Annotated in this window: 16 protein-coding genes and 1 other RNA gene; 5 read left to right on the top strand and 12 right to left on the bottom strand. The window is 41.8% G+C overall.

The window, feature by feature from the left end:
* Positions 1–33 precede the first annotated feature (33 nt).
* The 5 genes from HR060_RS09985 to HR060_RS09965 all read right to left on the bottom strand — a co-directional run bounded on the left by HR060_RS09985 (position 34) and on the right by HR060_RS09965 (position 6,206).
* The gene (locus tag HR060_RS09985; RefSeq protein ID WP_174200152.1) at positions 34–441 is read right to left on the bottom strand and encodes a hypothetical protein; all 408 of its coding nucleotides are present in this window, start codon (positions 439–441) and stop codon (positions 34–36) included.
* Positions 442–514: 73 nt separating this feature from the next.
* Positions 515–1,729: a hypothetical protein gene (locus HR060_RS09980; protein WP_174200151.1), complete on the bottom strand. Its 1,215-nt coding sequence runs from the start codon at positions 1,727–1,729 to the stop codon at positions 515–517.
* A gap of 128 nt (positions 1,730–1,857) precedes the next feature.
* The gene (locus tag HR060_RS09975) at positions 1,858–3,603 is read right to left on the bottom strand and encodes a trypsin-like serine protease (RefSeq protein ID WP_174200150.1); all 1,746 of its coding nucleotides are present in this window, start codon (positions 3,601–3,603) and stop codon (positions 1,858–1,860) included.
* A gap of 344 nt (positions 3,604–3,947) precedes the next feature.
* On the bottom strand, positions 3,948–4,568 hold the full coding sequence (locus HR060_RS09970) for a thioredoxin domain-containing protein (protein ID WP_246283136.1): 621 nt from the start codon (positions 4,566–4,568) through the stop codon (positions 3,948–3,950).
* Positions 4,569–4,679: 111 nt separating this feature from the next.
* Entirely contained in the window at positions 4,680–6,206 is a 1,527-nt protein-coding gene (locus HR060_RS09965; protein WP_174200149.1) for a CYTH domain-containing protein, read from the bottom strand.
* A gap of 241 nt (positions 6,207–6,447) precedes the next feature.
* On the opposite strand from HR060_RS09965, the gene HR060_RS09960 reads away from it, so the two are divergent.
* The 4 genes from HR060_RS09960 (at position 6,448) to HR060_RS09945 (ending at position 11,998) form a co-directional block, all read left to right on the top strand.
* On the top strand, positions 6,448–7,062 hold the full coding sequence (locus tag HR060_RS09960; protein ID WP_174200148.1) for a TIGR04211 family SH3 domain-containing protein: 615 nt from the start codon (positions 6,448–6,450) through the stop codon (positions 7,060–7,062).
* Positions 7,063–7,287: 225 nt separating this feature from the next.
* Positions 7,288–10,443, top strand: a complete 3,156-nt coding sequence (gene putA / locus HR060_RS09955) for a bifunctional proline dehydrogenase/L-glutamate gamma-semialdehyde dehydrogenase PutA (protein WP_174200147.1) — start codon at positions 7,288–7,290, stop codon at positions 10,441–10,443.
* Positions 10,444–10,616: 173 nt separating this feature from the next.
* Positions 10,617–11,237: a 2OG-Fe(II) oxygenase gene (locus HR060_RS09950; protein ID WP_174200146.1), complete on the top strand. Its 621-nt coding sequence runs from the start codon at positions 10,617–10,619 to the stop codon at positions 11,235–11,237.
* Between the two features lie 80 nt (positions 11,238–11,317).
* Positions 11,318–11,998, top strand: a complete 681-nt coding sequence (locus HR060_RS09945) for an outer membrane beta-barrel protein (protein WP_174200145.1) — start codon at positions 11,318–11,320, stop codon at positions 11,996–11,998.
* A 60-nt stretch (positions 11,999–12,058) separates the two neighbouring features.
* Here HR060_RS09945 and HR060_RS09940 read toward each other — a convergent pair whose 3' ends face one another.
* From HR060_RS09940 to HR060_RS09915, 6 genes are read right to left on the bottom strand one after another with little or no spacing between them, the layout of a single operon-like run.
* Positions 12,059–12,910, bottom strand: a complete 852-nt coding sequence (locus HR060_RS09940) for a 23S rRNA (adenine(2030)-N(6))-methyltransferase RlmJ (protein WP_174200144.1) — start codon at positions 12,908–12,910, stop codon at positions 12,059–12,061.
* Positions 12,911–12,938: 28 nt separating this feature from the next.
* Complete coding sequence (locus HR060_RS09935) at positions 12,939–14,174, bottom strand: FAD-dependent monooxygenase (protein ID WP_174200143.1); 1,236 nt, start codon at positions 14,172–14,174, stop codon at positions 12,939–12,941.
* Between the two features lie 4 nt (positions 14,175–14,178).
* Positions 14,179–15,402, bottom strand: a complete 1,224-nt coding sequence (gene ubiH / locus HR060_RS09930) for a 2-octaprenyl-6-methoxyphenyl hydroxylase (protein WP_174200142.1) — start codon at positions 15,400–15,402, stop codon at positions 14,179–14,181.
* Between the two features lie 14 nt (positions 15,403–15,416).
* The gene (locus HR060_RS09925) at positions 15,417–16,229 is read right to left on the bottom strand and encodes a class D beta-lactamase (RefSeq protein ID WP_174200141.1); all 813 of its coding nucleotides are present in this window, start codon (positions 16,227–16,229) and stop codon (positions 15,417–15,419) included.
* Between the two features lie 35 nt (positions 16,230–16,264).
* The gene (pepP, locus tag HR060_RS09920) at positions 16,265–17,593 is read right to left on the bottom strand and encodes a Xaa-Pro aminopeptidase (protein ID WP_174200140.1); all 1,329 of its coding nucleotides are present in this window, start codon (positions 17,591–17,593) and stop codon (positions 16,265–16,267) included.
* A gap of 17 nt (positions 17,594–17,610) precedes the next feature.
* Entirely contained in the window at positions 17,611–18,213 is a 603-nt protein-coding gene (locus HR060_RS09915) for a UPF0149 family protein (protein WP_174200139.1), read from the bottom strand.
* Positions 18,214–18,411: 198 nt separating this feature from the next.
* Between HR060_RS09915 and ssrS the strand changes: the two genes are divergently transcribed.
* Positions 18,412–18,592, top strand: a non-coding RNA gene (gene ssrS, locus HR060_RS09910) — 6S RNA.
* 188 nt (positions 18,593–18,780) lie between these two features.
* Here the strand turns inward: ssrS and HR060_RS09905 are convergent.
* Positions 18,781–20,091 carry an MFS transporter gene (locus HR060_RS09905; protein ID WP_174200138.1) on the bottom strand — a complete coding sequence of 437 codons (1,311 nt, stop codon included), beginning with the start codon at positions 20,089–20,091 and terminating at the stop codon, positions 18,781–18,783.
* Positions 20,092–20,096 lie beyond the last annotated feature (5 nt).

Below are 20,096 nucleotides of genomic sequence, written 5' to 3'. Positions count from 1 at the left end.
TAAAGCTGTAAAAAAAGAAGTGAAAAATGAGTATTAGGCGATGGGAGGGCGAAATAGATTAACGCCGATAAGTGAGGTTGCTTGAAATAGCCCGCTGCTGATCTTTTCATTGGCAAAGGTGTTTTTCGGCACCGCCAAATCAAAGGTAACTAAGCTCAATGGGCTTGATAGAGAGTCTTGGCAGCCGCAATTATTTTCGGCTTTTTGCGCATTTAATTCGCTCAGTTTAGTCATTGCACTGTGGTGATTGAATGCACTGTCACAACATGGCATGGCATGAGTACCAATATCCATATTGTGTTCATCTGTATGATGCATAGCATGCATGTCAGCACTCTGGTGCATGGCTAAACAATCTTGGCTTTGGTGCTTAGCAACAGACACCCAAGCTTGGCCAGTAAAACTGACTAACATCAACAAGATTAAAATAATTTTGTACATGTTACTTATAAACCAAGCCTTGAGTGATGACGTTTATAGCATAGCGTTTAAGACAAATAATCTCAATCGCCTATTAGGCGTGTTCAAAGTAGATGCGATAAGTAGATGACCAAATGGGGTAATCAACCGTCATCAAATAACAAGCAAAATCCGCTTGGTTTAATCCGGCAAACTGAAATAAAAAGTCGATTTGATCACTCACCTCAATTGCGTTAATGGATTGCATTTGCGGTGCACCATTTGCCAACACCTTGAGCTCTGGAAAACCAGGTAGTTTTTCAGTCCACATCTCTGACGCTTTTAATTTACCTTCCTCTACCTTTTGATTCCCTGAATAACAGCCCACATTGACATTGCTCTGTCTATCTAACGATTTTTCGATAAACACCATCATGGCTAAATGACGAGTGGGGTTTTTGATGGAAATACTGGTCGAGCTACATCGGCTTTCGTTGCTCATCGGATTGACCAATTCATCTGGGTTACTAAAGAGAAAAGAAGCGTTGAAAGCTTGCTCACGCGGTAAATTAGCAAATACTAAGCCTGAGTTGCTAGTTGAATACTCGGTGTAACTGTCAGCAAAAAAGTCTGAACTAAATGCATCTATGATGCCTATTTCAAATTGGTTTTCTTTAACGCGATCATCGAGCTTATAGCGCGCTGGCCCGGTAAAATTATCATTATTAGGGTGAGTGTAAAATTGCACAAAAGGCGGCGCTTGCTCACCTAGACGAACACCGTTTTTAGAAACAATAGCCACTTCGTGTAAGTAATCGGGATTAAAGCGGTTTTCAGTTAAAATATGACAGGTGAACATTTGTTCAATCTGATTACCAATTAACTGACTCGATGCTTCAAAGTGCTGCTTACGCAACTGGGATGTTGCTAAACGTCCTTTACCAGAACTTTTTTTACTCGATTGCGCCGATAACAGACGTTTAAGCTCAGCATGGCTTCTTGCATGCTGACGAATAATTTGCTCCATTTGGTCAATGGTTTGATTGAGTTCATTTAAGTCGAGTGACTCTAGCGATTTGATTTGTAATAAATGACTGAACTCTCTTAACGCAGCCACCCCCGGACAAGCCGTTAAGACCAATTTAAAGTCGAGGCACTGACTGGCTTTGATCACACGTTGAGCATTTGAGCGATTATAACTGAGATATTCCGTCAACCCGGCAATGCTTTTAGCATGATTAGGCAAGGCCAGTAAAATCTGGTTAAGTTGTTCTTTGAGTTGCTTTCCTACTGCATGTATGGCTTGTAAATCGACCGCGCTGAGTGCCATTTCCGTCCTTTGTTGCTCGCCAATAAAACGGACACACTAACCAAAAATGACTCACAAGTCAGCCTTTGAAGATAAAAAAGGCGCGGCAAATGCCGCGCCCAAACTAGTCGAAGGAGCAAAGTAAAAGACTAGTTACAAACACCGACCTTAGTCCAAACAGACCAAGGACCAGAGTTTTCTGCCGGATTTTGGTTTTGAGTCCACCAATTCGCTTTGTACTCATGACCTTGGTAAGCAACGCGATCGCCATTGTTGTAAACTTGCGTTGCTTGCCAGTTAGCTAGGCCATTACAGCTACCGTTATCGCCACCACCTGCAGCTACCGTTACCTGAACCGAAGATGTATCAGATAAACCTTCAGCATCGCGAACCGTTAACGTCACCGTGTAAGTACCCGCTTGAGCATAAGTATGATTTAGGCTCGCTGAGTTACTCGAACTGCCATCACCTAAATTCCAAACATGGCTCACCACGCCTTTATCATCAGATGAGTTATCCGTTAGTGAAACCGTAAGACCATTTTTAGCAACAGTGAAGTCAGCATTTGGTGCCTGGTTTTGATCGCCACCATTATCACCACCGCTACATTGACCTAAATTTTTCCAAACATTAGAAAAGACTTGCGGGTCAGCACCAGTCGACCACCAAATTGCTTCGTATTTACTGCCTTTGTGACTCACTACATCTGATAATTTATAACCCGTAGTTGCATTCCAAGCAGGTAAACCATCACAGCCTTTATTGCCGTCATCGCCACCATTATCGCCACCTGATACTGTTACCGTATCTGATACAGAGTCGGTTTGTCCTTTCGTATCCGTTACCGTTAACACCACAGTGTATGTACCAGCTTGTTGGTAGTTATGAACTGGATTGATATCACTTGAGCGATTGCCATCACCCAACTCCCAACTGTGGCTAACAACGCCTTTATCATCAGTTGAGCTGTTGTTAAAGCTGACCGTTAGACCATTAACCGAATGGGTAAATCTAGCAACAGGTAATGCATCCTCTGAGCCCGAACCGTCATCAGGTTTAATACCTGTCTTTCCTTCAATCCAATCTAAATAACTCGTCGTACGGGTAAATGCAGTTGCTCCGCGGCAAGCTTGGCCCCAACTGACCGTACCAGCTGAATAGAACTTGCCATTTGCTGAAAAGGCATATGGCCCACCCGAATCACCATTACATGCAGAGGTACCATTTGGACCGCCACCACAAATAACTGAACTTGGTAAATTAAATCTTAATTCACTCGAACATTGTGAGTTAGAAATAACCGGTAAATCGACTTCCCTTAAAGTGTCAGACGGTGAACCTTGGTTATATGTTAAACCCCAGCCCGATACCGTGATGTATTGACCAACACCCGCATACTGATCGGCTAAGGCTTGAGTTGGTAAGCTCGCTGGTGTGATGTTCGCAGGTGCTGGTGATGCTAGGCGAAGTAAACCGATATCGTTACCAGAGCGAATACCGTTAGCACCAGCCCAATATTCGTGTTTAATAATTTGGCTAACACCAATGGTTTGACCGTCGTTGGCACTGATAGAGTGCGCGCCAACTCTAACGGTTAAAGAACTCGTTGATACATTGTCTAAACAGTGTGCCGCAGTCAGCACCCATTGGCTTGAAATTAAGGTACCACCACAACCCTGACGGCCGTTCATCAAGAGTGCAACTTGATAAGGGCGTGAACCCGGAGTTGTTGGCTTACCGCCGACAATTTGCGGGTCAACAACTTGTTGAGATTCAGCCGAGACTGATGTAGGCAATAAGCTATATCCTGCGGTTAACGCTAAGATGATTGCTTTTTTGAGATTAAATTTGTGCTTGTTTTGTTTCTGATTTGGATTGTTGCTTAAGTGCTTCATAGCCGTAGCATCCTCTGATTATTGTTATTAAAATCCACCCCACAGCTCAAAGAGGTATCTCAGATTAAATCTCAGAAACAACATTTATCAACTTATTACATAAAATTAACATTCTTGTTTTTGCCGTTTAATAGCGATGAAGAATCTGATTAATTGTTCGCCAGACCAAGTGTGACAAGCACATCGCGCGTAAAGAAAAGATTACAGAAAGAGCGTGTTATAAAACGCTATCAGGGGATAAAACAAGCGCAAAAAATGAATATAAAACAAGCAAAGGCATACTGGAAAAAATAAAAAACCCAGCTCAGAATGCTGGGTTTAGAAAGGCTTAAACAATTGAATGTTTAGTTTAATTCAAGCTTGATCGCTTCTACGATAGCTTGAGGGTCTTTCAAATAATAGTTGTGATTTAACAGAACCAGTTCTTCATCAACAGCAAGCAATAAAGCAGGTATTGATTGAGTACCAATCACCTCTTGCAACTCACCAATATCAGCAAAAATAGCTTCGGCATCTTTGCTCAGTTTATCGCTTGAAAACACTTTATTTGGCGCTGACAATTTGAAGTCTTTGATTAAACTATCAAAGTCTTCAGCACTATTTAACGATAAACCTTGCTGAAAATGCAGGGCTTGTAACGCTTTTAAAATTTCGAAAGATTGCTCTTCAAGCTTGTGATCGACCCAAGCCATTAAATTTGCACTAATGGTCGAATCTGCAGCGATTTTGCGTTGTTGGTGATATGCATCCGCTAATGTAATACCACTAACCTCTTCTACTTGCTCAGTTGTTTTAACACCAATATTGGCACTGCCATCATAATAAGCACAGTGCAGTAAGTTTAATTCCATTTCAGGAAACGCCTGAATGATAGCGTCGACTAGAGGGGTCGCAGCATAACTCCATGGGCAATGAGTGTCGTAAATAAAAAATAATTGGCAAGATGACATAAACGCGTTCTTCATTGTTGAATCTGTTTTTATTTTAACGTGAATCGCTCAGTTCAACTACTGCAAAGGCCCGTTCTGAAATAAAAAAAGCGGGTAAATACCCGCTTTTTTCAATTGATGAATTAATTACCAATAGGCTTCGAGCTTATAAGCAGACTTTCTCGATTGCTCCATCGCAAAAACTAAATTTTCAGATTTGTTTTTGCACCACTCTTGCAATGCTTGGGTATCTTCGTCTTTGTAATCAAGCATCGCTTTGTACAAGATGCCAAATGCCCCCAGCTCTTCAATACCATGGATAATATCTAACCAAGGCGAACGAAAGTCTTGCCACTCTGAGTCAGGATACAGACGCCCAACACAATTGCCCGTTAACAAACTGCGACCGAGCTTGGATTTTGCTTGCATATAATCGAGGGCTGACATCTCAATGCGCTCCGGCATTAATTCCCTGACCTTATCCCAACTGTTTTCTTGAAACTGACCGCTGCGTTCAATGACCGCAGAATTGAGTAGCTTTTCATCCACTTCTGAGTGACAACGCCACGAGCGTTCATATAGCCACTTAACCAAACGAATAATAAAACTTGAATAGGTCTTTGAGTGCATGAATGTCAATAGCTCGGCTTCTTTGTCTTTCGTTACCCTCAAGCTTGAGAGGTACTTTCTAAACTTAGCAAAGTTACTGAGCTTCTTACTAAAGCTGCCTTTTTTGGAGACTAAGCGCTTTAAACGCTCTTCATCTTCTAGCCATTCAAATTGAGCTAAGATCAATTCCAACCCTTGCCAAATTTGCCCAGTAGCCGCTTCTGGAATAGCAAAGCGATATAACCACAAGCCGTGTTTAACTAACCACAAACCTTTTGCCATTTCAGTTAAGCTACTTAACTTGCCACTATTTACATAGACCTCTTCATGGTATTGCCAATACGATAAACCGTGTTGAATGGTTTTAATAAATGCCGCTTCAACACTATCTTCCAGTGTTAAAGGCACTGCCCCCAATGACTCTTTATTTTTCATCGCCTTTTCAGTGAACAAGCGATAACCACGTGCGGCCTTTGAATCGTTTGATAATCTGAGCGGTAATTTAGCACTGAGTTGCTCGGCAAGTTCACACAGGTGCCTGACATCCCCATCAACTAATTCAAGCTCAATCTCACGAATTTCAACCGTGTCTTTACCAGCATCGATTTCACCTAAATCGAGCACGACTTCAATGGTGCTTTGCTGAAATAAACACAACCACTTGTGTCGATCAAAAGTTGTCGTAAATAGTGGGATAAGCTCTTGAGCTAATTCATCTAGGTCAGTGTCTTGTGGCCAAATGTGCTGAGGGAACAACCCAAGCTCAGGGCGCATTTGTTGGATATCGATATTGTACTCAGGTCTTTTGTGCAATCCACCCACTACACTGCCCGCCGTTTTGATGGTTTGTTCAATGTGCCCATCAACCGCGCGAACTCTTAAACCAAAGTCAAAGCTCCTCAGCGTTTGCGTTTTGGTATCAAAGTAGCTGTTAACCAAGTGTTTTTTATTGGCAGGTTCAGTACATAAGTCGGTAAGTAAAGTATTGAGCTGAGATTGAATATCTTCATTACTAATATCAGCTTGTTTAGAGATAAAGAACTTAAGTTCTATTTCAGTATCCATAAATGAATGTAAGGTAAACCCAGAGGTATAAATTAACCTCCAAAATACCGCAGCAACCGAGTAAGTTCAATACTTCAGAGCAGCCTTTAAATTGCTTAGCCTCAAGGTTTAAGCTAGATTTATGCTGCCAAGGGCCACTTTTTATCAACTGCAATCATTTATCACTTGCAGGCAAGGGTTTGGCTCGTTACTCTTGGACGCATAATTCAAATAATAATTTTACGATACCGGACAGTCACTTATGTTGAGACATTTAGCATTAAGCCTAGCGCTTCTAACCTCGACCTATACGCTAGCAGAAGAAGTTGAATCTACAGACGCCAATCAAGAAACCGCTTATATCTCAGATAAACTGACGGTATTTTTACACGCGGGTCCAAGTCGTCAATATCGCATCATAGGTTCCATTCAAGCAGGCACTGAACTTGAAGTTTTAGATATCAACACTGAAACTAAATTCACTCAAGTGAATAACAACAGCAAAACGGGTTGGGTTGAAAGCCAATATTTAACGCAACAAGCGGGTTTAAAAAGCCAGCTAGAAGCAGCTCAAGCTGAACTTGCTGAGCAAACAACAAACTTGTCAGCACAAACACAAACGTTAGCTGCTAAAGACGAACAAATTTTATCGCTACAACAGCAAGTCAATCAGTTAGAGCAAAGCTTATCTGAAACCCAAAGTTTGCTTACTGAAAAAGAGCAAGCATTGAGCAAAGTAGATACAAACAACAAAGAATCTGAGCAAAAAGTTTTACTGCAGTGGTTCTTAAAAGGTGGTGGAGTTTTAGCCGGCGGTGTACTTTTAGGTTATATTTTAACCTTATTACCGAAAAAGCGTCGTCGCGAACAATGGTAAGTCCAACGAGCCATTTTTAGACAAAAAGCCCGCATTCGCGGGCTTTTGTATTTTATATTTTACATTTCCTGTTAAAGTTGCGTAACTATTCTGCAACTGTAAAATGATTAATACAAAATCCCCACCGAGTGTAAATGTCATCTCATAGCTTTGAGTTTTTGAAGCGAAGACAAAAATCTATACTGCAAAGCATTAAAAGAGAAAATATACGAAGGTTTTGTCAGAATGTTCAAAGCGAGCCAAGTTTTAACCGATGGTTACCAACTACCATCGCTGAACGAATTAAAATCCATTATCAGTCATAACTACTGTGTGGATGAAAGTGCCTATTTGGCCGAACTATCACAGCTCATTAAAACCGATGAGCAAGCTATTTCTTCCCTTACACGCAGTGCAGAGCAACTTATCGCTAAAGTTCGCGAAAAAGCACAAGGCGGTGACGGTATTGATGCGTTTTTACAACAGTACAGCTTAGATACTGAAGAAGGCATCATTTTAATGTGTTTAGCCGAAGCACTGCTTCGCATTCCTGACAGCGAAACAGCTGACAGCTTAATCAAAGATAAGCTCAATGGAGCCGATTGGGAAAAACACCTCAAAAGCAGTGACTCACTACTTGTTAATGCCTCAACATGGGGACTGATGTTAACGGGTAAAGTCATTAACCTAGATAGCCAATACGAAAAAGAGAAAAAAGGCTTAATGGGTCGTATGCTTAACCGCCTAGGTGAACCAGTTGTTCGCAACGCCATGTACACAGCCATGAAGATCATGGGTAAACAGTTTGTATTAGGTCGCGATATTGAAGAAGCTTTAAAGACTAGTAAAGACAACCGCAAAGTGGGTTACACACACTCATACGACATGTTGGGTGAAGCGGCTTTAACACAAGCGGATGCTGCAAAGTATTTACAGGCATACCGCCGCGCTATCGAGAGCATAGGTCAACAAAAGTTTGATGAAAGCGATGCGCCACGTCCAAGTATTTCTATCAAATTATCAGCACTGCACCCAAGATACGAAGAAGCACAACGCGAAGGTGTATTGAACGAATTAGCCGCTAGCTTGATTGGTTTAATTGAATTAGCACGCTCTTTAAATGTTTCGATTCAAATCGATGCAGAAGAAGCTGACCGTTTAGAGTTATCGCTCGACTTATTTGCCAAAGTGTATCGCTCAGAAGCAGCCAAAGGCTGGGGCCAATTAGGTCTAGTGGTACAAGCTTATTCAAAACGCGCTTTACCTGTTCTTATGTGGATCACTCAACTCGCTAAAGAGCAAGGTGATTTAATCCCACTTCGCCTAGTAAAAGGTGCTTACTGGGATAGTGAAATTAAGCTATGTCAGCAAATGGGCATTGCTGGTTACCCTGTTTATACACGCAAAGCGGGAACAGATTTAAGCTATTTAGCTTGTGCTCAATTCTTGTTAAGCGAGCACACTAAAGGTGTGATTTACCCACAATTTGCTACTCATAATGCACATACTGTGGTCGCGATTAATGCAGTTGCCAATGGCCGTGATTATGAATTCCAGCGCTTACACGGTATGGGTGATGACCTATACAACACTGTACTGGAGCAAAATACAGCAACAAACTGCCGTATCTATGCGCCAGTGGGGGCACACAAAGATTTATTACCTTACTTAGTAAGACGGTTACTTGAGAACGGTGCAAACAGTTCATTTGTTCATAAGTTAATTGATCCAAAAGAGCCTGTTGGCGAGCTTGCAGAGCACCCGTATTTATCATTGAAAAAAGTCCCTTCTTTTGCCAATGATAAAATTAAGTTGCCTGCAAATATCTTCGTTGATAGAACCAACTCGAAAGGCGATAACTTACATATCGAAGCACTGCGTACACCATTTTTTGATGGTGTTGATAAATACAAGCACAGTGACTACTTTGCTGCGCCGGTCATCGCCAGTAAAACGCGCACATCAAGTGAGCCTAGAGCCGTATTAAGCCCACAAGCAGAAGCAAAAATTGGCGATGTTTACTTTACAACACCAGCAGAAGCACAAAATGCGATTAACACAGCCTATCAAGCCTACCCAGAATGGCGTGACACCCCTGTTGAAACCCGTGCTGCATGTTTAGATAAATTAGCTGACTTACTTGAAAAGCACAGTGCAGAGTTAATTGCACTTTGTAACCAAGAAGCAGGTAAAACCCTACAAGACTGTATTGATGAAGTTCGTGAAGCAGTCGATTTTTGCCGCTACTACGCAGTTCAAGCCAGAGCCCTGTTTGAACCACAGGTTATGCCTGGTCCTACCGGTGAAACTAATACGCTTTATGCACTGGGTCGCGGGGTATTTGTTTGCGTTAGCCCTTGGAACTTCCCATTAGCCATCTTCTTAGGTCAAGTAACGGCTGCACTTGTAACAGGTAATGCTGTACTTGCCAAACCAGCAGAACAAACAAGTTTAATTGCCCACCGTGCAGTTGATCTTTGCTATCAAGCCGGTATTCCTAAGAACGTTTTACAGTTTGTACCAGGTGTCGGTCGTGATATTGGTGATACGCTTACCAGTGATAGCAAAATTGCTGGTGTTTGTTTTACGGGTTCTACCGGAACAGCAAAACACATTCAACACGTTTTAGCGAATAAAGCAGGTGCGATTGCACCGCTTATCGCCGAAACAGGTGGCCAAAACGCCATGATTGTTGACTCTACAGCCCTTCCTGAGCAAGTTGTCAGTGATGTGGTTAGCTCAGCCTTTGCAAGTGCTGGCCAACGCTGTTCAGCTCTACGTGTACTGTTTGTACAAAAAGATATTGCACCGCGAGTCGAAGAGCTATTAAAAGGTGCAATGGCTGAATTAAAAGTAGGCGATCCAGCCCTATACAGTACGGATGTTGGTCCGGTCATTGACGCAACAGCGAAAGAAAAATTAATGCACCACATTAATCAAATTTCAATGGAAGGTGAATTAATTTACCAAACTAACCTAAGTGTCAGTGATGGTTACTTCGTTCCACCAACAGCTGTTCGCATTGATTCAATTGAGCAATTAGATCAAGAGCACTTTGGTCCGATCTTACACGTTGTTCATTACGCTGCAGATGAATTACAGCAAGTTATTGATAGCATCAACAATACTGGTTTTGGCTTAACATTGGGCATACATTCACGCAATGAAACATTTGCCGACTATGTAGCTCGCAACGTCAATGTCGGTAACGTGTACATTAACCGCAACCAAATTGGTGCCGTTGTAGGTGTTCAACCGTTTGGTGGCCAGGGTCTATCAGGTACAGGTCCAAAAGCAGGTGGCCCTCATTACTTAAGCCGCTTTATTACTGAAAAAACGATCAGTAATAACATTACAGCTATCGGCGGTAATGCAAGCTTACTGGCTTTAGGTGATGGTTAGACCTTAATGTCTAAATAAAAAGCTGGGAATAAACGTCAGAAACGATCTTTTATCCCAGCTTTTTTATTTGCCCTAACAAATCCTCAGTGTTTTCAGACTCTGTACTTTAAAAGCTGACACAAAGCAGAACTCATTCTAGGCTTATCTATAGCTCACCTTATCTATAGGATCAAATGAAGCAATATCGTTCTAAAACCATTAACGTCCAACCTAACATCAGACTATTTAGTGACGTTATCACTTGCGAAGAAATCAACTATATCAAGGCACAAGCAGAACCTCAGCTAAGTCGTGCCCAAGTTAGCGATGATGAGCAAGGTTTTGTTAGCCAAGCTAGGACCAACCAAGTCGCCTGGTTGTCTTGGCAAAAAGACCAGACAATTCAAACAATCTGTCAGCGCATTGCCGATTTAGTTTCATGTCCACTATCTCATGCAGAAAGCTTACAAGTTATCCGTTATCAACAAAATCAAGAGTATCAAGCCCATTTTGATGCATATGACTTAAATACACCAACGGGGCAAAATAATACTAAGCACGGTGGCCAGCGCTTACATACGGCGTTGCTATATTTATCGACTGTGACGGAAGGCGGGCAAACGAGCTTCCCTAACTTAAATATAGCCATCAAGCCACGCGCTGGTTATTTACTGAGTTTTGACAACTGTTTAGCCGATAACCAAACACCAGCACCCGCTAGCTTACACGCTAGTATTCCCGTTGTATCAGGAGAAAAATGGGCCTGTAATTTATGGTTTAGAGCCCAACCCTATTTAAACCATTCGATAAAATAAGCAAAAACACTTATCAAAGCAAACGAGTCTGATAGACTAGAAAACAACAGCTCTTGGAAAATGGTTTTAGGATAAAACACATGAAAAATAAGATTTTTTTAGCCTGTGCTTTAGCGCTTGGTTTCACTTCAAATGCCCTAGCCGCACCTGTTGAAAAACATCCTTCATTTACAGATGCAGATAAAAACAAAGAGTACATTGGCATCACGATTCAAGCGGGTCAACGTCTAGGCGGCGAACTAGACAATCAAACTGATAGCAATGATAGTGTCGACGCTTCAATTACTAACATGTACCTCAGTGATGAAGCCGTATCTCAGGTGCAAGTGTCTTGGTATTACGCACCAAGAAAAGAAGGTGAAGTTTTATTTAGCACCAGTTCACAAGAGGCACGCGTGCGCGATGATGACAGAAGCGTCGTTTTATCTGAAGATATTGATATTACCTATTTACACTTTGGCGGTCGTATTTGGTTTCCGCAAAAGGTAGTTAAAATTAGCGTTTCAGCTGGTATCGGTGCAACACATTTCGCACCAGATGGTGACTACAATAGCGAAACCGAGTTATCAGGTCACTTGGGCTTAGGTCTAGCTTATGAAATCAACGAAGATTGGCACCTTCGCGGTGACGCGCGCGTTTTCGGTACCTTCTTTAACACAGAAAAAGAACTATTCTGTGGCCCTGAAGGCTGTTTAATGCAAGTGGATAGCGATATCCTCACTCAAACTGATTTAACGTTAGGTATTGAATACCGTTTTTAACTGAGCTGTACGATTTAACAATAAAAAAGACTAGTATCGACTAGCCTTTTTTGTCTCTTGTTATTCGCCGACCCATTCTTCACAACGGTAGCAACCCTGCTCAGGTGCAAGAATATCAACCAACTGGGGCAGTACCTCTTCCATCTGAGCTTTTAATGTCCAAGGCGGGTTAATGACAATCATGCCTGCGGATGTCATACCGTGTTGTTCTGTATCTTGGCTCAACCCCATTTCGTAACAGTGAATCCGTGTGATCCCAGATGCAATTAAGTCATCGCGCATTTTATTGATACGATAGCGATCAACCACAGGGTACCAAATAGCATAAACGCCATTAGCAAACTTTTTATGCGCTTTAGCCACCGTTTTTACAACCGTGTCATAGTCTTTTTTTACTTCGTAAGGCGGGTCAATAATAATAAAGCCACGTTTTTGTTCAGGTGGTAATAAACCCAAGCAACTTTTAAAACCATCATCGTGAAAGAGTTTTACTTTGCGATCACGGCCTTTTGCTTGCGTTAATAAATCAAAATCGGCAGGGTGCAATTCATAAGCAAATAGTTTATCGCCTGCACGTAAAGCCTGCTGACTAAACCATGGTGAACCTGGGTAGTACTTTAGACTATTATCCTGATTAAATGCTTTGACACTATTTAAATAGTTTTCTATCAACTCGTGTAGATCATTGTGTTTATCTGCGTATTGCCAAATTTTAGCAATACCATCTACATATTCATTGGTCTTTTGTGCATGTGCAGAATCAAGTTGGTAAGCACCAGCACCTGCGTGAGTATCCACTACACAAAATGGCTTATCTTTTAATAAAAGATAATCGAGAATAGCTTGTTGCACAGTGTGTTTTAACACATCTGCATAATTGCCAGCGTGAAATGAATGACGGTAACTTAACATAGAGATTCCTGTAAAAAAGACTGGCGGATTATAACTTATTTTTGGCAAGGGCTGGTAAACGACCATTGATGCCCATGGCTTCTTTGATCAATGTATTTTTCAACGGCGTCAGCTTATCTGCCACACAAAGTGCTAAACCGCGCAGCACTTTGATAGGCGCGATCTCGTTGCTAAAACCATTGTGAAAAGCCTGCATCGCAGCAATGCGATCAAACGCATCTGATTTTCGCCAGCGCATGACCTGTTTTAGGCCTAACTCATCAAGCTCGGCCATATCCGTATTTGCTTTTGCTTGTTCAGTAAAATATTCAGCAACAGCTAATGCATCCATCAAGCCTAAGTTTGCACCCTGCCCAGCTAGAGGATGTATGGTATGCGCTGCATCACCAATTAAAATAACACCTTGTTTAATAAAATCTCTGGCGTAGCGCATCATCAGTGGGAAGGTTTGTCGTTTAGAGACTAGTTCAACTCTTCCCATACTACCGTCAAACGTCGCACTTAATACTTTATTAAATGCAGCGTCATCACTGGCCATTAAAGCGTCGGCTTTATCAGCTGTTTGTGAAAAAACGATAGAGCAAAGGTGTTTATCAGCAAGGGGTAAAAAAGCTAATGGGCCGTCTGGTGTAAAGACTTGTCGGGCAACCCCTTGGTGCGGTAATTCAGTTTTAATCGTTGCAACAATGGCTTTTTGGCCATAATCAGAAAAAGTTAAGGGCATATCCATTAACTGGCGAAGCTTTGAATTGGCACCATCAGCGGCAATAACCCATTTAGCCTGTATTAACTGACCAGACTGTAAAACAAGTAAATTTTGCCCTAACTCACTGTCTATTTGCTTTAACTCAGCACTTGGACCGTTAATAACTTTAATTTGTTGATGTGTATTCGCATTTTGCCAAAGTGCAGCCTGAATCACGTCATTTTCAATAATGTGGCCCAGATCTGTCTCATTGACATCAGCAGCATGAAATTCAATTCGACCAATGTTGTCCTTATCCCAAACTTGCATACCTTGATAAGGTGCAATACGCTGCTCTGCAATGGCTTGCCAGACATCAAGTTTTTCAAATGCACAGGTAGCCGCTTTATTTATTGCACTGACTCGGTTGTGTGGCGCATCGTCACTTTGGATTTTAACGGGTTGCTCTGCAACATCGATAACGGCAACGGTTAAATCAGATTCTTTGGCGATAGCTAGTGCACACGTCAACCCCACCATGCCCGCGCCAACAATGGCAATATCAACTTTTTCTATCATGTGTTTATAACCCCATAGCGGCTTTGGCAAATGAATCTTTACACCAAGATAATTGGTTCAAAATAAGTAAACTGGCATTTCTAGCCAATAGTTGCGGCTGAGTTTGATTAGAGAATAGCCTCACTAGCCCATCAGTGGCTGTCAGCAGCCTATCAATATCGACTTGGCGCTGACTAAGGTGCTGCTGCCATATAGAATACAAACCAATATCTTGTTCTTCAGCATTTGCTAATACCTCAACAATACTGGCAATATCTCTTAGCCCAAGGTTGAGCCCCTGCCCTGCAATAGGATGAAGCGTGTGAGAAGCATTGGCCATCAATAAACACCTGTGGTGATAGTTTTGTTCAGCATAAACCCTTTTAAGTGGGTAGCTCGCTCTTTTACCCACCTTGGATATTTTACCCGCTTTAAAACCAAACTTAGCCTGCAAAGCAGAGGTAAATTGACCATCACAAAGCGCTAAATAATGGCCAGCATCATAGCGGTTAACGCACCAAACTAAACCATAACGATTATTCGACATGGGCAACATAGCAAGAGGGCCTGATTCGGTAAATCGCTCATAGGCCGTGTTAACTTGAGCTAAGTGCTCAGTCCGTTCGACCTCAACATTTGCCGTTATTGCAACTTGTGGGTAATCTTCGATAGCTTGATTGATACCCGTTTGCTGCCTGATAAAAGAATCAGCACCATCAGCAGCAATGACTAATTGACTGGTGATTTGCTTGCCTGATGACAGGCTTAAAGTGACTTGTTCGTTCGCTTGTGTAAGCTGCTCAACCTTTTCAGGGCAAAACAAACTAAATTGAGAAGACTGCCTACACAGTGCAGCATAGCGTTTAGCAAGCAGACCACCTAGTACTTGAGCTTCAATCACATAACCTAATGCAGGTAATTGATGACTGGCACAATCGAGCTGGGTGTAACCTAAATGACCGGCATCTGAAACTTGTATTTGTTCAATGGCCCCAACATGAGGTTGAATGTCTTGCCAAAGCTGCCATTGATTGAATAGTTTAGCTGAGCCGTAAGCGAGCGCTAATGCACGCCCATCAAAACTGGGATGAGCAGCACTTTCATCAAAAGAAAACGGTTCAATCACGGCCACCTTATAATGGCTTGATTGCTGAGCAATTGCTAAGGCCAGAGTGGTGCCTGCTAAACCGCCACCTACAATAGCAATATCAAAATGTTCAATGGCTTGATTGGTGTTTTGTGCTGTCATTTTAGTTTTAAAGCTTATAATAGCCCTTGTTGTTTCAAGATCTTTTTCGCTGTTGGCACCCTTTCTTTGACGATACCTTTAAAGTTTGTGCCATCTAAATTGAACGCAAAATAAAAGGTATTATCTGCTCGTTCAATATAACCAACATACCAACCTATGTATTTTTTAGGCCCAACAGGTCCAGTACCTGTTTTAGCATAAAGAGCATAATCATCCGTTTTTTCAACCAGCATAACTTGTTTGAATAGCGAATAGGTTGTCGCCTTTAATGGGTAATTTTGTTGTTCGATATTCGCGATAAGTTCTACTTGTTCAGCGGCTGAGATTTCTATACTGCCGTTGAGCCAAAAACTATCAATGCCAGATGAAATATCTTTGTTGCCATAGTCAAATTGATCAACATATTGTTGAACGGTTTTCGCTCCCATCTCAAGTGCAAGCTGCTGATAAACAGGTAACGCAGAACTCTGAAAGGCAGTTCTGATATCTACTGGTGCTTGATACCAAATTTTTGGCCACCACTTCTCAACGGGATACTTAGTTAAATCAAACGTTAGCGGCTGATTAAGTGAGGTGATTTTTCCAGAGTCTAGTGCAATCAAGGTATTCGCTATTTTAAAGCTTGAGAAAGGCGTATATCGACGGCTAATTCGCTGATGATTGTACTGATATACATAGTCACCGCGTTTAGCTTTAATCAACATAGCGCATTCACTTTGACACAAAGGTTGAGGCTTGTGTGGTGCTGCTTGCTGAGCAAAAGCAGTAAAAGTACAAAGTAAACTAAAGGTCGCAATAAGCGACCTAATGAGTGTTTGGGCTGACATTATAAACTATCATTCCTTTTGATAATAAATGGTGGTTAATCTGCGTTACGCATTAGCGCTTCAATATCGTCGATGGTTTTTGGTGCCGCTTCCGTTAGATTTTGATAACCCGTTTCAGTAATCACTAAGTTATCTTCAATCCGCACACCAATACCGTGATACTGCTCCGGTGCTTGGCACCCTTTAGGGATATAAATACCTGGCTCAACGGTGATCACCATACCTGGCAGTAATGGACGCTCTTGCATTTCACCCTGCTCATTGGCCACTTTGTATGCGCCCACATCATGGACATCTAAACCTAACCAGTGTGATAAACCATGCATAAAATAATCTCGGTAAGCACGCTGTTCTATGACCTCGTCTAACGAGCCAGATAAAATGCCTAAGTCGACTAACCCTTGACTGATCACTTCGATGGCTTTGTCTGTCGCTTGTTTTAGCGTATTGCCTGGTTTAATCAGTTCAAATGAAGCTAATTGTGCATCTAATACCAACTGATATATAGCTCGTTGCTGGCTAGAGAATTGCCCATTAACTGGAAAGGTACGTGTAATATCCGCCGCATAACCAGCAAGCTCACAACCTGCATCAATTAGAATTAAATCGCCATCAACAAGCTCATCGCTGTTTTCTGTGTAATGCAAAATATTGGCGTTATCGCCACTTGCCACAATTGAATTGTAAGCGGCAAATCGCGCACCGTTCATCGCAAATTCATGTAAGATTTCAGCTTCAAGTTGATATTCAAACTTTCCCGCTTGGCTAAATTGCATCGCGCGTTTATGAGCATTCGCAGAAATAACGCCTGCTTTGCTCATCACTTCAATTTCTTCAGCTGACTTGATTAAGCGCATTTCGTGCAGTACCTCTCGGCTATCGAGTAACTGCTTAGGTGCAGTCATCAATTTGTGCTGACTGCGCACTTTATTGATACAAGCTTGAATCAGCTCATCAGCATAACTAAGCTCACCTAAAGGCCAGTAACAAGCTACGCGGTCTTTAATGAGGTCGATAAGCTTAGCGTCTAGATTTTCAATCGTGCTGGTTTGATCAAACAAATAATCGTCTTTCGCTTTTTCAGCGCCAATTCGACGCCCGTGCCAAATTTCAGCTAATTCATCTTTTTCACGACAAAACAGATGCGAAACGACATCGCCTGCTGATGATTTAGTGATCACACAATAGGCGTCTGGTTCTGGAAAATTCGTTAAATAATGAAAATCAGAATCTTGCCTGAAAAGGTATTCGGTATCGCGACTGCGGGTTAACTCTTTATGCGCAGCAAAAATAGCCACACTGTTATTCTGCATGTGCTTAGCAAAAGCTAGGCGTCTCGCTTGGAAAGTCGATACTGCTAACATAAAACCAACTCTAAAAATTAATGAAATAAGTGTTTATTACTGCCGTCTACACCATCGGCTTTGACATTCTCAGCTTGATTTTCTGGCTTTTGGCCAAATTCGCTAAATGTCATAATGGTAGCCATACGCACGTACTCAGTGATCTCTTCGAATGAAGCAAAGGTTTCATCATCATCATCTAAGTCAGTATCCATTTGGCTAATCGCAACTAAGTCGTTAAAGCTGTCTCTAACTTCTTCATCGGCCGCTTGCATATTAACTTGTTGTACGCCCAATGCGCCCAAAAAGCCCGATAACCACTCTGTTATCGCCTCAGCTCTTTCAGCCATAGCGCAGTCATCTTCTGGTAAGTACAACTGAAAGCTCAACTCACCGTCTTGTAACTGAGCAAAAGTTAAATCGTAAATTTCAATTAAGCCAGTAACAATATCATCGGGTACAACAGCACCATCTAAACAAAAGTCGCGAATAATCATCAGCCATTCACGTGATTGTTTTGCCATACCACCACAAATTGCACCACATAAAATGCCGTGTAATTCAGAAGCTGAACAAGGAAGTTTCTGGGTTGAAAGTAAAAAATCGAAGTCGTCGTAATCAGGTAAAGTTAAGTCGCTCATAGCTAGCTCAAATGCAATTTCAATAATAGCTTTATGCTAACATCTGCGCCTAAATCACGCCATTATATGAGATGAATTATCACGCTACTGATTTGATATTCCACAAGCTTTGGTCAGATAACATTCTTATTGTTAATCGTTTGTACAAACGGTCTTTCTGTACTGGTAATACGTATTTATTGCTTGTTATACTGCGCTTGTTCTCTGGAGTGTTCGTGGAAGGTTATGTCCCTGAGCCGATAATCACACCTTAGGGTCTTATTTTGACTGCTATTGAGCAAGCTCGGCTCGTACCGAGAAGCCTACGGTGGACATATAAGTCCCGCCTTGAACCGATGGGTTCAAGGGCTAACACCCGAAATGGCACTCTGGAGAATGTCAACTCCCACTCAAGCACATGCGGCACGTACACCGACTACGATACAAATATCTCCCTTACGTAAAAAAGCAAACCTTTCGTTTATCTAAACAAGTAAATAGTGCCTTTACGCCGGTTTAACTCTTCAGTATTGATGTGCCAACATTTCTGAAAAATAAGAAATGCTGACACACCCGTTGTGATTAGCTTTACTCTGATACGACCTTTTCTTCAGGTAGCTTATCAAGTTGGGGAGCTGATGATGCAGCCAACTTATTGCGATTAAACACTAAGATAAGTAATGCCACTAAAGCATAAATCACACCTGCTAATAAGAATAAAACACCAATTCCTCTTCCTTCTCCGACCCCGACAAGATCGCCAAAGATAGGGACTAAGCTGCCATTTTCACGCATAGCGGGGGCAAAAACTTGATCGACTAATACACCACTAACCACCGCTGCGATAGGGAAAGTACATGACTCAATTGCCGCACGAAAAGAAAAAAAGCGCCCTAAGATTTTTTTCGGTATTTTTATCTGCCAGTAACTTTTCTCACAGCTATCAATAAACGGGCCAAATAAAGCAATCAAGAACCCACACGCCATGATAAGTGGTAACCATTGGGTACAACCTAAAACCGCTACAAGCGCACCTAAAATTAAATTACAAATTAGAATGGAGCGGATAAAGCTCTTAGGTGGGAACATAAAAATAAGCCCACCACCAACAAGCGCACCAAATGATGTAATTGTCATCACTAAGCCTAACTCGTATTCAGTGTACATCGCCATGATCAGTGGTAACGTCAAAATAGCGACCAAAGAAATCACAAAATTTTGCAACGCTAAGTAAATAACAAAACGTGTTTGATTAGTGTGAGCTTTAAAATAGTCAAAAATTTTAAATGCTTCGGATAGCGTAAAATCAGGCGCTTCCTTTTGACCCTGTTGCTGCGCAATTGAATGCTTAAACAAAAAGATAAAAGACAAGCTACCGAGCATAAAGGTAAAAAGATTAAACACAAAAATGCCATTTAACCCAATCATCAACAACAGCATGCCGGCCAATAATGGAGCGATAGTCTGAGTTAATGCGGTTCCCATTGATAACAAACCATTGGCTTTAGCCAAGTTATCTTGTGACACCAACATAGGCACAACAGTCGCCAATGAAGCAAACTTTAACACCCCTGCGATAGAAAAAATGATACCCATTGCAAATATGACCTCAATTGCCAATCGGTCAAAACTATATAAAGCCAGTAAAATACTAATACAAGCAGCTAGAGCAGAATCGGCGATTAAAGCGACTTTCCTCGGGTCGTATTTATCAATCAGAACCCCTAAAAAGGGCGAAAGGATTGCACCTGGTAGCGTAAAAAACACCATCCCCATGGTGTACATAGCAACAGAATTAGTATGCTGATAAATCCAGACAGACATGGAAAAAGCAGTTATCGCCGAACCAAATGCAATGACAATTTGGCCAATAGCAAATATTAAAAAAACCTTACTCAATTGAA

Source organism: Marinifaba aquimaris, from assembly GCF_013328345.1.
GTDB classification, from domain to species: Bacteria; Pseudomonadota; Gammaproteobacteria; order Enterobacterales; family Alteromonadaceae; genus Marinifaba; species Marinifaba aquimaris.
Note: the sequence above shows the minus strand (reverse complement) of the source record. Positions and strands in the feature narration are given on the sequence as shown.

Excerpts from the sequence above, each read along its gene's own strand:
- HR060_RS09940 (WP_174200144.1), bottom strand. The coding sequence starts at position 12,910 with ATGTTAAGTTACCGTCATTCATTTCACGCTGGCAATTATGCAGATGTG.
- putA (WP_174200147.1), top strand. The coding sequence starts at position 7,288 with ATGTTCAAAGCGAGCCAAGTTTTAACCGATGGTTACCAACTACCATCG.
- ubiH (WP_174200142.1), bottom strand. The coding sequence starts at position 15,402 with ATGACAGCACAAAACACCAATCAAGCCATTGAACATTTTGATATTGCT.
- HR060_RS09975 (WP_174200150.1), bottom strand. The coding sequence starts at position 3,603 with ATGAAGCACTTAAGCAACAATCCAAATCAGAAACAAAACAAGCACAAA.
- HR060_RS09950 (WP_174200146.1), top strand. The coding sequence starts at position 10,617 with ATGAAGCAATATCGTTCTAAAACCATTAACGTCCAACCTAACATCAGA.
- HR060_RS09935 (WP_174200143.1), bottom strand. The coding sequence starts at position 14,174 with ATGATAGAAAAAGTTGATATTGCCATTGTTGGCGCGGGCATGGTGGGG.
- pepP (WP_174200140.1), bottom strand. The coding sequence starts at position 17,593 with ATGTTAGCAGTATCGACTTTCCAAGCGAGACGCCTAGCTTTTGCTAAG.
- HR060_RS09980 (WP_174200151.1), bottom strand. The coding sequence starts at position 1,729 with ATGGCACTCAGCGCGGTCGATTTACAAGCCATACATGCAGTAGGAAAG.
- HR060_RS09915 (WP_174200139.1), bottom strand. The coding sequence starts at position 18,213 with ATGAGCGACTTAACTTTACCTGATTACGACGACTTCGATTTTTTACTT.
- HR060_RS09985 (WP_174200152.1), bottom strand. The coding sequence starts at position 441 with ATGTACAAAATTATTTTAATCTTGTTGATGTTAGTCAGTTTTACTGGC.
- HR060_RS09960 (WP_174200148.1), top strand. The coding sequence starts at position 6,448 with ATGTTGAGACATTTAGCATTAAGCCTAGCGCTTCTAACCTCGACCTAT.
- HR060_RS09925 (WP_174200141.1), bottom strand. The coding sequence starts at position 16,229 with ATGTCAGCCCAAACACTCATTAGGTCGCTTATTGCGACCTTTAGTTTA.
- HR060_RS09970 (WP_246283136.1), bottom strand. The coding sequence starts at position 4,568 with ATGAAGAACGCGTTTATGTCATCTTGCCAATTATTTTTTATTTACGAC.
- HR060_RS09945 (WP_174200145.1), top strand. The coding sequence starts at position 11,318 with ATGAAAAATAAGATTTTTTTAGCCTGTGCTTTAGCGCTTGGTTTCACT.
- HR060_RS09965 (WP_174200149.1), bottom strand. The coding sequence starts at position 6,206 with ATGGATACTGAAATAGAACTTAAGTTCTTTATCTCTAAACAAGCTGAT.